General features: G+C 41.7%; 12 protein-coding genes. All 12 read left to right on the forward strand.

Annotation, left to right across the window (positions count from 1 at the left end; genetic code table 11):
- The first annotated feature begins 877 nt into the window (after positions 1–877).
- Positions 878–1,996, forward strand: a complete 1,119-nt coding sequence (locus ACYTXL_RS15405) for an exostosin domain-containing protein (RefSeq protein WP_461925492.1) — start codon at positions 878–880, stop codon at positions 1,994–1,996.
- 34 nt (positions 1,997–2,030) lie between these two features.
- Entirely contained in the window at positions 2,031–2,888 is an 858-nt protein-coding gene (locus ACYTXL_RS15410; protein WP_461925493.1) for a glycosyltransferase family 2 protein, read from the forward strand.
- A 17-nt stretch (positions 2,889–2,905) separates the two neighbouring features.
- On the forward strand, positions 2,906–3,460 hold the full coding sequence (locus ACYTXL_RS15415) for an acyltransferase (protein WP_461925494.1): 555 nt from the start codon (positions 2,906–2,908) through the stop codon (positions 3,458–3,460).
- Positions 3,461–3,462: 2 nt separating this feature from the next.
- Positions 3,463–4,374, forward strand: a complete 912-nt coding sequence (locus ACYTXL_RS15420) for a glycosyltransferase family 2 protein (protein ID WP_461925495.1) — start codon at positions 3,463–3,465, stop codon at positions 4,372–4,374.
- Positions 4,371–5,306 carry a glycosyltransferase family 2 protein gene (locus ACYTXL_RS15425; RefSeq protein ID WP_461925496.1) on the forward strand — a complete coding sequence of 312 codons (936 nt, stop codon included), beginning with the start codon at positions 4,371–4,373 and terminating at the stop codon, positions 5,304–5,306. The genes ACYTXL_RS15420 and ACYTXL_RS15425 overlap by 4 nt, the downstream gene beginning before the upstream one ends.
- Positions 5,307–5,353: 47 nt before the next feature.
- The gene (locus ACYTXL_RS15430) at positions 5,354–5,800 is read left to right on the forward strand and encodes a cupin domain-containing protein (RefSeq protein WP_461925497.1); all 447 of its coding nucleotides are present in this window, start codon (positions 5,354–5,356) and stop codon (positions 5,798–5,800) included.
- Positions 5,801–6,916 carry a DegT/DnrJ/EryC1/StrS family aminotransferase gene (locus ACYTXL_RS15435; RefSeq protein ID WP_461925498.1) on the forward strand — a complete coding sequence of 372 codons (1,116 nt, stop codon included), beginning with the start codon at positions 5,801–5,803 and terminating at the stop codon, positions 6,914–6,916. It abuts the gene before it with no gap.
- Positions 6,913–7,680 carry a class I SAM-dependent DNA methyltransferase gene (locus ACYTXL_RS15440; protein WP_461925499.1) on the forward strand — a complete coding sequence of 256 codons (768 nt, stop codon included), beginning with the start codon at positions 6,913–6,915 and terminating at the stop codon, positions 7,678–7,680. Before ACYTXL_RS15435 ends, ACYTXL_RS15440 begins: the two co-directional genes overlap by 4 nt.
- The gene (locus tag ACYTXL_RS15445; RefSeq protein WP_461925500.1) at positions 7,681–8,895 is read left to right on the forward strand and encodes a glycosyltransferase family 4 protein; all 1,215 of its coding nucleotides are present in this window, start codon (positions 7,681–7,683) and stop codon (positions 8,893–8,895) included. It begins immediately after the preceding gene.
- A 96-nt stretch (positions 8,896–8,991) separates the two neighbouring features.
- Positions 8,992–9,957 carry a glycosyltransferase gene (locus ACYTXL_RS15450; protein ID WP_461925501.1) on the forward strand — a complete coding sequence of 322 codons (966 nt, stop codon included), beginning with the start codon at positions 8,992–8,994 and terminating at the stop codon, positions 9,955–9,957.
- Between the two features lie 64 nt (positions 9,958–10,021).
- On the forward strand, positions 10,022–11,041 hold the full coding sequence (locus tag ACYTXL_RS15455; protein WP_461925502.1) for a glycosyltransferase family 2 protein: 1,020 nt from the start codon (positions 10,022–10,024) through the stop codon (positions 11,039–11,041).
- A gap of 37 nt (positions 11,042–11,078) precedes the next feature.
- Positions 11,079–12,632, forward strand: a complete 1,554-nt coding sequence (locus tag ACYTXL_RS15460; protein WP_461925503.1) for a GMC oxidoreductase — start codon at positions 11,079–11,081, stop codon at positions 12,630–12,632.
- The last annotated feature ends 180 nt before the right edge of the window (positions 12,633–12,812 follow it).

Below are 12,812 nucleotides of genomic sequence, written 5' to 3' on the forward strand. Positions count from 1 at the left end.
TGTGCAGTATTTTTGCTATTGCACGAGAATATTCTCTTACTTGTTGTTCTTCTTCGGGAGTCATGGATGCACCTGGTCTTGATGAGTTTATTATCTCTTTCTTGCTTCTCATTACTTACATATCTCAGACTTCTGTCACCAGTTTTGCACTTTATTTAATCCTCATTCCTAAGTAAGTCACAAAGATTACCAATGGAATATAAATATCTTTAACAACTTAAGTAAAGATACTGTAAAATACATGTATCCCCTAACCAGAGATGTTACATTATGGGAAAGAAAGGCTCATAAGTTAAATCGGGGTAAACACGAAATTATGTAAAGCTAGATAAACAGTATAGATTATATCTACTGAGGAATACTTAGATTCTAATTACGCAAGCTGCGTACAATATAGATCCTCGTTTAAGGTTGTTTCGCACTCGTAAGTAAGAAAAAACCTTAATCAAAGGTTATATCTGTTGATGTGTCGCAGAAATAATCAGATTAAACGTAGATGGCTGAATATTTGAAAAATAGCAGATCATTTCAATTGGATTGCACAAATAGTAAAAGAAAAAAGTTAATTTAGCAGAGATATTAGGAACTAGCAAGGTGAGAGAGAAAACCAAGCTTTGTTGAAATTGGATTCACAAAGCCTCATTGTTGAAAAATTTATGAGAAATTAAGCATATCTTGATGCTTAGGAGTGAGCTTTGATGGTCATTTTGATCTCAGTTTCTCCAACGTAACCTTCAATTTTTGCATTTTTGCTGAAAAAAGGAGGTCGAATAACAGAATTCGTGTAACAAAAATCATTGGTTATTTAAACTTATCTAAACAAGTATTTTGGTGTTTCCGGCACTAGGAAATTGAAAAACTTTAAACAAATTTGGACATGACAAATACATATAAAAAACGAGAAGGAGTAGTTGCAAAGCAATTGCACATTTACTCGCCTCGATGTTATTTGCCTGAGGGGATACAACATATTGCTATGTTGTATCCCTTTTGGGGCAAAAGCGATGAAGTCTCATTGAATCCCATGAGCCATCGCTACAACACCTACATTGATGTTGCTTCTCATTTATTCAAGCTGACTCAGCTAGAAAATGCTCAAATAGCACTGCTGCCTTTTGATTGGTCAAAATTTACCACTCATCCTGAGTCTCTAAAGATTGTTCAACAAATGTCTCAAGAAACAATGAGCCGAGGTATTCCGCTCGTTGTTTTTTACTTGGATGATGCGACCACATCTGTTGAACTCGATAATGCTTTAGTCTTTCGCACATCTATCAATCGTTCAACTCGTCTGCACAACGAGTCCGTCATTCCCGCTTGGAGTGAAGATTTTGTAGAAAACTACTGTCAGGGAAAAATACCATTGCGGAGCAAGTCTAGTCAGCCAATTGTGGGCTATTGCGGTTATGGCTCGCTTGTGCAGCCGAGGAATCAGCTCACAAATCAGCTACGTTTGCAACTTGGCGCAACTCCTAAAGCAGCTGACATTGTATCAAAATTTGGAATTGAACTTGTAAAACACGACTTACCCTGGCTATATGGTTCGCGGATTAGATCGCAAGCATTGTTCATTCTTTCTAAGAGTCGAGGCTTGCAATGCAACTTTAGAATTCACAATGTGCTTCATCACACCGAAAAACTGACTCTGCCTCAACGTGAGCAATTCGTCGATAACATGCTCAACAGTGACTATATTCTCTGTACTAGAGGCGGCGGCAATTTTTCCTATCGTTTCTACGAGACCCTTAGTTGTGGTCGAATTCCGGTGTTCATCAATACTGACTGCGAACTACCATTTGAGCAGTATATTGATTGGAAGCGTTATTGCATATGGGTTGAAGAAGCAGATTTGCCCTATCTAGGCGATCGCATCCGCGAGTTTCACGCTCGATTAACACCGCAACAATTTCAAGACCTTCAAATTGAATGTCGGAAACTCTGGTTAGAGTGGCTTTCCCCCGAAGGCTTTTTCGCTAATTTCCATCGTTACTTTTAGAACATAATCGAACGGCTGTTACAGAACATTTATTATGACACGCATACATGCTATCTGTTTAGCTAAAAACGAAGGCGACGTGATCGCTGAGACTTTGCAGTTTGCTAGCAAATTCTGCCATAAAATCTACGTTTTTGATACGGGAAGTATAGATGATACCTGGCAGCAAGTTCAAAAAGCTGCTAATAACGTAGTTGTTCCATTCCGACAAGAAAGTGTCCCGTTTTCTGATGGTCTACGCGCTCAAGTTTTTAATGCAGTGCGCGATAACTTTACAATCGGCGACTGGTTATATATTCTTGATGCTGATGAGTTTCTGGCAAAAGATCCACGTCAAGCAATTCGCATTGCAGAACAAGAAGGTGCCCAGCAAATTAATACGATTCAATACAACTTCCACTTTACTGACGTAGATTGGCAAAGATATCAAAAAGGATTAGAGTCGCGGGAAACACCAATTACCGAGCGATGTCGATACTACCGCTTTACCAATATTGAGCAACGCTTGTTTCAGATCGACGCCGATTTAACGTGGCCTGAACAGAGCGATGCAGGCAATCCCCACGGCTATATGGCTCCGAAAGGACAGAAAAAACTTAAAAAGTGTTCTTATAAAATTCCTAATTGCCACTATCAATATCGCGATCCGGAGCAAATACAATTGCGGTTGAAGACACGCCGATCTGCCAGGGATGTTAACCCTCATAATTTCATCCACTATCAATCGCTTGATATGGATCTAAACTGGCAGCGTTATATCGTTCCTAGCCATCAGTTGAACTATTACAACAATGATGGGATTTTCCAAATTCCCCTTGTTCAGCGAATTGCCATTTTCAAAGAAAGATTTGGCACCCGCGACTTTTTTCGCTTTGATTTTCTAGCAGGTTGAGGCAACAACAAGATTCTATGTTTACTTGGCTTCGTCAGCAAAAAAATACGCTTGTAACTCGATGGGCATTACGAGGTTGTAGTTCAGTTGGTACTGCGCCAAAATCTTGGGGGATTCCCCTAATCCAAAATGCTGGACAGCTAATCATTGGTGATGACTTCAGTATCTGGTCACATTTGAGTGGTAGTCAACTGGAGGTTGGTGCTGATGGTGTGTTGCAAATTGGCAATCACGTTTTTATCAACACTGGCACCACGATTTCAGCCAAAGTTGAGGTCATAATTGGCGATCGCGTCCAAATTGCCAATGGCGTATCGATTCTAGACAGCGACTTTCATGGATTAGAAGATCGGCATAGTCCTTCCCCGGCAGAACCGATTCGGATTGAAGACGATGTGTGGATTGCGACAAGAGCGATCGTGCTTAAAGGTGTCACAATTGGACGCGGAGCCGTAGTTGCAGCAGGTGCAGTGGTAACTTGCAATGTCGCGCCCTACACCTTGGTAGGTGGAGTGCCTGCTCGTTTGATTCGCCCTTTACAAAAGCCAGCCTATCAGCCTTTGTCTTTGTAGTCATGCCTAATTTCAGTATTATCATCCCGGTTTACAATGCCAGCGCTTATATTGAGCAGTCTTTGGCTTCAGTTTTTGCTCAAAGCTATGGTGATTTTGAAGTAATTGTTGTTGATGATGGTTCAACCGACGATACGGTTGATCGAGTCCACAAGTTCTGCCATCATCAGTCGCTGCGTTATGTCTATCAAACCAATGCTGGACCGGCTGCGGCTCGCAATACAGGCTTACAACTAGCAAAAGGAGAGTTGATTGCCTTTTTAGATGCAGATGATTTATGGCATCCTCGCAAACTTGAAGCTCATTTTGAGCGAATGCGGACTTCTGGCAAAATTGGCTTGAGTTTCAACTGGTTTGAAGTTTTCTATGATCGTCCAGAAGGCGATCGCTTGACGCCTTGGTTTGCACCACCTACTAAATCTACCCTGCAATGGCAAGATTTTCTCATCCGTAACTGGACAGGAACCAGCAGCACAGTTGTAATTCGTGCCGATTGTCTTAAAGGTAGACGGGGTTTTGATGCTCGGTTTCGCACAGGTGAAGATTATCAACTCTGGTTAGAAATTGCTCAAGATGGATGGGAAGTCAGTTTTATTGCTGATGCTCTCACCATTTACCGCAAGCGTCCGAGTAGTCTCACCGTCGATTATCTCCAGATTGCCCTCGATGAACTCTTGGTCATGAAACAAGGCGTTCAAAGTGACAATCCTAGTGCTAAGGCGGCAATCAATCTAGCGATCGCTCGTCGCCAAGTAGATGTGGCTTGGGCTTACTTCCGCTCAGGTAAAAAGCAACTGGCTTGGGAATCGCTCAAACAAGGCTACCGAGCAATTCCGCAATTTATTGTTGAACGTCTGACGCGCAAATGGTTACATCGTCCCCGCAATCCTCTGATTTCTGCCAAAGCGCTATGAATACTGACCTACCTTTAATTTCTGTTGTTGTCCCGATTTATAACGAGGAACAAGAACTTACTAACCTGCTGGATTCGCTGATGGCGCTCAACTGGCCGCCCGATCGCTTAGAGATTTTGGGCGTTGATAACAATTCAAGCGATCAAAGTTTGAGTATTCTACACACTTATCCAATTACAGTGCTGCAAGAGCCAGTACCTGGTCCCTATGCAGCCCGCAACACAGCTATCCGCCAAGCTAAAGGAGAGTTTATCGCCCTTACCGATGCCGATTGCATTGTCAGTCCTAATTGGTTACTAGAACTTTGGCAAGCATTTGATAAGCCCCAGGTTGGTGCTGTCGGGGGTAGTTTAGTACCACGCACGATTACCAACTACGTCAATTACTTTGAAGGATGCGTTTTCAAAAGCCCAAATCATAGCCGAGGAACCGCTCGGATTCAGCCCTATGTTGTGACGGCTAATGTTATGTACCGCAAAGCGGTTTTCGATGAACTCGGACTCTTTGATCAAGAAAATTTTTCTGGACCAGATGTTGAGATGAGTTGGCGGGTAGTGCAATCAGGAGACTATACGCTAAAAATTTGCGAAGAAGGTCAGGCAGTGGTGGAGCACTCCTACCGCACACAACTGAAAGATTTTACTTACGTTTTAGAACGAGATGCATACGGCTGGTTCTTTCTGGCCGCAAATCATCCCCAAATGGCTCCAGTTCCCCAACCACTGAAGTACTTCATCAAGTTTTTGCTTGGTTTAGTCGTTTATCCGTGGACGACACTTGCTCGTGTGATAGCTGCTCCCATTAAGCGATCGCCCAGATGGGAATTACCCCAAGATTTGCTAAGGCTGGCTGTGTTGTGGCATCACTTTGTAGGCACTTGGACAGCAAAGCTTGCTTATCAAGGACGACAACCTCCGCGCTTACTTCGCTAGTTAATCATGTTGATATTGCCAGCAGATAGAATAATTTATGGAACAATATGATTGAACAAATCGTATATCAAAATCAGTTGCTAGGGCTTGTCGTATCTCACCGTTTCAATAAACCAGGAATCCACTTTTTTACCACCAATGACTTATCGCAGCAACTTGCTTACATACGCCATCCTAGTGGGAAATTTATTCAACCCCATGTTCACAAACCTGTTCACCGTGAAATTGCCCACACTCAAGAAGTCCTACTTCTTAAAAAAGGCAAACTGCGGGTAGATTTCTACAATGACCAACAGGAATATTTAGAAAGCCACATCTTAGAAGCGGGTGATGTAATCCTCTTAGTAACTGGTGGTCATGGCTTTGAGGTATTAGAAGAAATTGAAATGATTGAGGTAAAACAAGGTCCTTACGTGGGAAAACAAGAAGACAAAATCCAATTTTTTGGTATTACCACCGAGCAAGCAAAAATTGTGGGATTGGTGCAGCAATAAATGAACTCGATACCTGTGAACCAGCCTCTATTAAATGGCAACGAAAAAAAATATCTGCTCCAGTGCATTGAAACTGGCTGGATTTCATCTGAAGGTCCTTTCGTAAAACAATTGGAGCAAGAATTTGCTGCTCGTGTAGGTCGCAAATATGGTATCGCCGTCAGCAATGGTTCTGTTGCCCTTGATGCTGCTGTTGCCGCGTTGGGTATTTCTCAAGGTGATGAAGTTATTCTCCCTACATTCACAATTATTTCCTGTGCTGCTGCTATTGTAAGGGCTGGCGCTGTACCTGTAATAGTAGATTCAGACCCAGTTACGTGGAATATGGATGTCAGCCAGATGGAGGCGAAAATTACTTCCCGCACAAAAGCCATCATGATTGTTCACATATACGGCTTGCCAGTAGATGTAGACCCAATCCAAGATTTGGCTGATAAATATGGACTATATATAATTGAAGACGCCGCCGAGATGCATGGGCAGACATACAAAGGTCGCTCTTGCGGTAGCTTTGGTAATATCAGTACTTTTAGTTTCTATCCTAACAAACACATTACAACTGGTGAAGGGGGAATCATTGTCACAAATGATGCTCACTTAGCTGAACGTTGCCAATCACTGCGTAACCTCTGCTTCCAGCCACAAAAACGGTTTGTACATGAAGAGTTAGGTTGGAATATGCGGATGAGTAACTTGCAAGCAGCTTTAGGCGTGGCTCAGTTAGAACGCTTGGATGAATTTGTTACCTGCAAACGTAACATGGGTCAGCTGTATACGGAGTTACTGAGAGATATACCAACTATTCAGTTACCACTTGCCAAAACTGAATATGCGGAAAATATTTATTGGGTTTACGGTATTGTACTAAATGATGAAGTTCCCTTTGATGCTGAAGTACTCATGAAAAGACTTGCTGAATACAAGATTGGGACTCGTTCGTTTTTTTGGTGTATGCATGAGCAACCAGTGTTTCACAAAATGGGATTATTTGAGGGTGTGTCCTGCCCAGTGGCAGAAAGATTAGCACGTAGGGGTTTTTATATTCCTAGTGGGCTAACGTTAACACAGGAGCAAATACAACAAGTTGCTACTACTGTGCGGGAGGTTTTACAATGAGTGTTTTTGGTAATTATGCCCGCTACTATAACCTACTCTACCAGGATAAAGATTACGTTGGAGAAGCTCAATTTATTCATCGCCTAATTCAGAGCAATGCACCGGATACAGCAAAAATTCTAGAACTAGGTTGTGGAACGGGTCATCACGCTATTCTCCTAGCAAAAGAAGGCTATCACATTCATGGTGTAGATATTAGCCAAGAAATGCTAAATCTTGCCCATGAGCATAGGTCTCAACTTCCACAGAAATTAGCTGCAAGACTGCAATTTACCTACGGCGATATTCGTCAGGTTCGGCTAAATGAAAAATTTGATGTTATCTTATCCCTATTTCATGTCATCAGCTACCAAACTACTAATGAAGACTTATTAGCTGCATTTGCAACAGCTAAAACCCACCTCAAGCCAGGAGGTATATTTATCTTCGATGTCTGGTATGGATCTGCTGTGTTAAGCTTTCGCCCAACAGTCAGGGTGAAACGGCTGGAAAATGAATTAATTCAAGTGACTCGAATTGCAGAACCAGTAATGTACCCAAATGAGAATTCGGTGGACGTAAACTATCATGTCTTTATAAAAGATAAAAGTAGTGGTGTTGTAGACGAATTGAGAGAAACACACACAATGCGTTATCTTTTTAAATCAGAAATAGAATTTTTATTGAATGAATGTCAGATGCAACTTCTTGATTACAAAGAGTGGCTTACTAACAAAATAGCCGGATTTGATACCTGGGGAGTTTATTTTTTAGTCAGGGCTTAAATGAAAATAGCAGTGTTAGTGAGTAATCAAATTCGAGAAACTGGAGGAGGTTATACTTTTGAAAGCCAAGTACTAGAAAATTTATTAAAATTAGCACCAGAAAGTAAACACACCTTTGTTTTATACACATTTAAGCAAAAATTACCTGAAAATATCTTATCTTCCTCTATTGCAGTTGTATCTCTTCATCGTCCACTCAAGGAAAAATTAAAATCTATAATCTCCCGAACAAAAAATTCTATCATACACAAGTTACGTTATCTAAGAAGTGAATTTAAAATCGAAGGATATTATGATAAATTTGTATTAAATTCTTTGTTAAAGAATGAAATTGATCTAACTTTATCTCTGTCACGAGAGAACTTAACATTAGATTTTCCATATATAACTATAGTCTGGGATTTACAACATAGATTACAGGCATATTTTCCAGAAATCAGCGTAGGAGGAGAATGGGAATGGCGAGAACAGTATTATTCAAAGATGTTACAACGTGCTGCATTTGTGATAACTGGAACAGAAATCGGTAAAGGAGAAATTGAAAAGTTTTATCAGGTTTCTTCTGAAAAAATTAAAGTTATTCCTTTACCTACACCCCAATTAACAATAAGTTCCAACTTTAGCAATAGCGATATATTGGAAAAATACAATCTTCCCAGCAAATATTTATTTTACCCTGCTCAATTCTGGTCCCATAAAAATCATATTGGCTTACTATTAGGGATTAAATTTTTAAAAGAAAAATACGCTTTACAGTTTCCATTAGTCTTAGTTGGTTCCGACCAAGGAAATGAGTCCTATGTAAGAGAAATGGTGAAGAAGCTTGACTTGTCAAATCAAGTATATTTTCTGGGTTTTGTCCCTCAAGAGGATATAGCACCTCTGTATCGTAATGCTTTTGCTCTTACTTTCATAACATTCTTTGGCCCTGATAACTTACCACCACTTGAAGCTATGGCATTAGGATGTCCTGTTATTGCATCAAATGTCTCAGGTGCAAAAGAACAACTAGGAGATGCAGCTTTATTGGTTAATCCAAAACAGCCAGAAGAAATTGCAAAGGCTATAAAATCTCTTTGGGAAGATACTGTGATGCGTCAAACTCTTATCGAACGTGGTTTCAAAAGAGCCTGCAAATGGACTACAAAAGATTATGTGAAGGAAATTTTTTCTATTCTTGATGACTTTGAAGGGATTCGACGTTGTTGGAAATAGTAAACTGACTATTCCTCTTTCTAAAAGAGCCGCATCCAGCAGATATACGAGATTCCGAAAATTTGACAGTTTAAAAATTAGCGCCATTCGTATCTTATGAATATTCTTATCAGTGTCGTGATTTGCAGTCACAATCCCCAGCCTACCTATCTCGATCGGGTTCTAGAAGCCCTGAAATCCCAGACACTGCCTCGAACACAATGGGAGCTACTGTTGGTTGATAACGCCAGCCAGCAGCCCTTGGCAGATTCCATCGACCTGAGTTGGCATCCTCATGCTAGACACGTTCTTGAACCCCAACTAGGAACTGTATTTGCTCGCTTCCGGGGTTTAAAGGAAAGTCAAGGAGCTATTTCCATCTTTGTGGATGATGACAATATTTTAAACCCAGATTATTTGTACCATGCACTCAACATTTCCGACAATCATCCGCATTTAGGTGTTTGGGGCGGACAATCAACTGCCGATTTTCAAGGTGGAATACCACAAGAATGGACTCGTCCGATGTGGCCCTTGTTGGCGATCGCACTGTGCGACAAAGATGTTTGGTCAAACCTAGATTTAGCCGAAACCATGCCTGTAGGGGCGGGTATGTGCATTCGTAAACCAGTGGCGCAAAAGTACATTGATTTAGTACAGTCAGATCCGCGTCGCTTGAGTTTAGGGCAACGCGGTGAATTATTGCTGCGCTGCGAAGATTTTGATATTGCTTTAGCCGCCCTAGATGTGGAGCTAGGATTAGGTCGCTTTTCACGCTTAAAACTCGTCCACATCATGCCGATCGAGCGTCTGAGCGAGGGCTATTTGCTCAAGTTGGTTAAAGGAATCGTTTATTCTAGAGCAATCATGAATTTTTTAAGAAATAGACCGCAAGCTCAACTTTCTTGGCGCACAAAAGTCCGCTATTTTTTCTCGTCTTGGCTGATGAGTCCACGCGATCGCAGGTTTTTGAAAGCAACCAAACAAGCTCAACACCTGGCGGCGAAGCAAATTCAAAAAATGCAGGTCGATCCAGATGATTCCACTGTGGCTCTACCCGTTTATCAACACGTGAAAATTTAGCGATCGCTAAATTTTTAGGATTCAATCATCGACAAAATACCAGTTTTGATTTGATCTCACCTTTTTGCATTACTCCGATCGCGATCGCAAAATCGCCTTCATTAGAATGGAACCTACGCCCAAAGTTTCAGTTATTATTCCTGCTTACAATGCGATGAGTTTTCTGCCCCAGGCGTTAGATACTCTCTTCAATCAAACTTTTCAAGATTTTGAAGTTCTAATTATTGATGATGGAAGTTCAGACCATATTGCAACTTGGGTTGCTGAAATTACACATCCAAATGTTAAGCTCATATCTCAAGCTAATCAAGGACAGTCAGCAGCACGCAATAATGGAATTCGATTGAGTCAGAGCGAGTACATCGCCTTTCTAGATGCCGATGATTTATGGGAACCCACTAAACTCGAAAAACAAGTATCTGCTTTTATTAATAATCCTGAACTCGGATTAGTTGATACTTGGGTATTTGTAGTTGATGAGCAAGATAACATTCTCTCCAAACCCGAAATTTATTATGACGAAGGTAATGTTTGGCTACAAATGCTGGAATTGAATTTGGTAATGTGTGGTAGTTCTCCGATGGTTCGCCGTGAATGCTTTGAAACTGTTGGATACTTTAATCAAACCATTAAAGGACCTGAAGACTGGCATATGTGGACGCGGATTGCGGCTCACTATCCATTTAAGATAATTTGCGAACCCTTAGTTCACTATAGACAGCATCCTCACAGTACCAGCCGCAATCTGGAGTTAATGGTTTCAAACATAATTAAAGCGATCGAAGATCTGTTTGAATCTGTGCCACTACAATTCCAGTGGAAAAAACGCCGAGCCTATGGTCGGGGATATCTTTACATGGCTTCCCTAGCTCAAAAAAGCAATAACTATCGTCAAGCGCGTTACTTTTTCTGGCGCGCGCTTTTGACCTATCCTCAGTTTTGTTTTTCCAAAGATAAACTTTGTTTCATGATTAACAATCTGATTCATTGGGGGCTAGAGCATCAGAGCAATCACAACGTCAATACATTGATTCAACAGATTCGAGATTATCTTTCTAAAAAACAGTTTGAAAAACTTAGTTAACTATTAGGACTTCACGCTCAATTGCGTTGTTATAGCTATGGGAAAGCAAAAAGTTTATGATGCTATCGTTGTTGGTGCAGGAGCCAGTGGTGGTTGGGCTGCGAAACAACTTACTGAAGGAGGAATGCAGGTTTGCTTGCTCGATGCAGGTGAAACACCCCGCCAAAAAGAATGGTTGATTTTCAAGCAAGATATTTTACGTAAGTTGAAATATCGAGGTAAGGTTGATCAGCGAGCGCTCTCCCTCCAACGTCAACCGATTCAATCCAAAACGTTTGCTTGGGAATGGAATTATGAAAATTTTGTAGACGATATCGAAAATCCCTACACTACCCCAGACAATCAACCGTTTATCTGGCTCCGCAGCCGACAAGTTGGTGGACGCATGATTGTTAAAGCTCATGGGCGACAACTTTATCGGCTCTCAGACTACGACTTTAAAGCAGGTAATCACGATGGATATGGAGAAAATTGGCCAATCAGTCATCAAGACCTCGCTCCTTACTATGCTCGCGTTGAACGCTGGGTGGGTGTGCGAGGAACTGTCGAAGGAATTCCCCACCTTCCTGATTCACTCGTTCTTCCCCATAGAGTATTGAGCGATGGCGAAGAACTTTTCAAGGTTGCTGTCGAAAGTCGATGGAGCGATCGCCGAGTTATTCCTGGGCGCTTCGCACCGCCACCATCTACTATCCCAATCGCTCAAAAAACCGGGCGACTGAAGCTGCGCTCAAACAGTATTGCCAGCCATATCATAGTTGATTCTGATACAGGTAAAGCCAAGGGAGTGGCAGTCATTGATCGTTACACTCACAAGAGTTACGAAATCTATGCCAAAGTTGTGATTCTATGTGCCTCATCGATTGAATCGACGCGTCTACTGCTCAATTCTACAACTCGTCAGCATCCAAACGGCTTAGGCAATTCTTCAGGTGTGCTGGGTCATTATCTGATGGATCATCTTAATTCCATACTAGTCAGAGGCATCATTCCCAACCCAGAATCCTTTGCACGTAACCAGCCGACAGGGGGGTTTTACATTCCCCAGTTTCGCAACATTTGCGATCGACATCCTAACTTTATTCGCGGTTACGGAATACAAGGTTCGGCGGCGCGCGAAGTTCCTGAAGACTCTGATCGAGTCCCCTTCACTATGACTGCTTTTGGCGAAATGCTACCCCGATTTGAAAACTATGTCACACTAGACCCTGATCACAAAGATGCTTGGGGAATTCCTGTTGCTCATATTTCTTGTGCCTTTTCAGACAATGAAGTTGCAATGGCTCAAGACCAGCTACAAACCCTCAAAGAAATGGCAGAGGCGACTGGGTTTTTAGTGGAATTAGAAAGCCGTACATTAGCTCCTCCTGGCACCGCTTTTCATGAAGTTGGAACGGCACGCATGGGAAATGACCCAAAGACCTCTGTGCTGAATCGCTTTAATCAAAGCTGGGATGTACCAAATTTATTTATCACCGATGGTTCTTGCTTTCCCTCACAAGGCTGTCAGAATCCAACGTTAACGATTATGGCTTTGACAGTTCGTGCCTGCGATTACATTTTAGACCAATCCCGTAAAGGAAATCTGTAACTTCAAACTATGGTTCTCAAGGTAGACGTCGTTTAGTCAAATTCTCAGAGTCCGTTTTCTTGAGATCGCTCTTTCTTACTGGCGTACTATCCGAGATTATCTAAGATTTGGAACGGGCGACTCATGATTAATCATTCGTGACAGTTTAAAACAGAATTTTTATTGTCAACAGTAGTTACA

It is taken from the genome of Nostoc sp., from assembly GCF_054880495.1.

Bases quoted from the DNA above. Each gene is read 5' to 3' on its own strand.
- ACYTXL_RS15405 (WP_461925492.1), top strand. From the start codon at position 878: ATGACAAATACATATAAAAAACGAGAAGGAGTAGTTGCAAAGCAATTG.
- ACYTXL_RS15410 (WP_461925493.1), top strand. From the start codon at position 2,031: ATGACACGCATACATGCTATCTGTTTAGCTAAAAACGAAGGCGACGTG.
- ACYTXL_RS15415 (WP_461925494.1), top strand. From the start codon at position 2,906: ATGTTTACTTGGCTTCGTCAGCAAAAAAATACGCTTGTAACTCGATGG.
- ACYTXL_RS15420 (WP_461925495.1), top strand. From the start codon at position 3,463: ATGCCTAATTTCAGTATTATCATCCCGGTTTACAATGCCAGCGCTTAT.
- ACYTXL_RS15425 (WP_461925496.1), top strand. From the start codon at position 4,371: ATGAATACTGACCTACCTTTAATTTCTGTTGTTGTCCCGATTTATAAC.
- ACYTXL_RS15430 (WP_461925497.1), top strand. From the start codon at position 5,354: ATGATTGAACAAATCGTATATCAAAATCAGTTGCTAGGGCTTGTCGTA.
- ACYTXL_RS15435 (WP_461925498.1), top strand. From the start codon at position 5,801: ATGAACTCGATACCTGTGAACCAGCCTCTATTAAATGGCAACGAAAAA.
- ACYTXL_RS15440 (WP_461925499.1), top strand. From the start codon at position 6,913: ATGAGTGTTTTTGGTAATTATGCCCGCTACTATAACCTACTCTACCAG.
- ACYTXL_RS15445 (WP_461925500.1), top strand. From the start codon at position 7,681: ATGAAAATAGCAGTGTTAGTGAGTAATCAAATTCGAGAAACTGGAGGA.
- ACYTXL_RS15450 (WP_461925501.1), top strand. From the start codon at position 8,992: ATGAATATTCTTATCAGTGTCGTGATTTGCAGTCACAATCCCCAGCCT.
- ACYTXL_RS15460 (WP_461925503.1), top strand. From the start codon at position 11,079: ATGGGAAAGCAAAAAGTTTATGATGCTATCGTTGTTGGTGCAGGAGCC.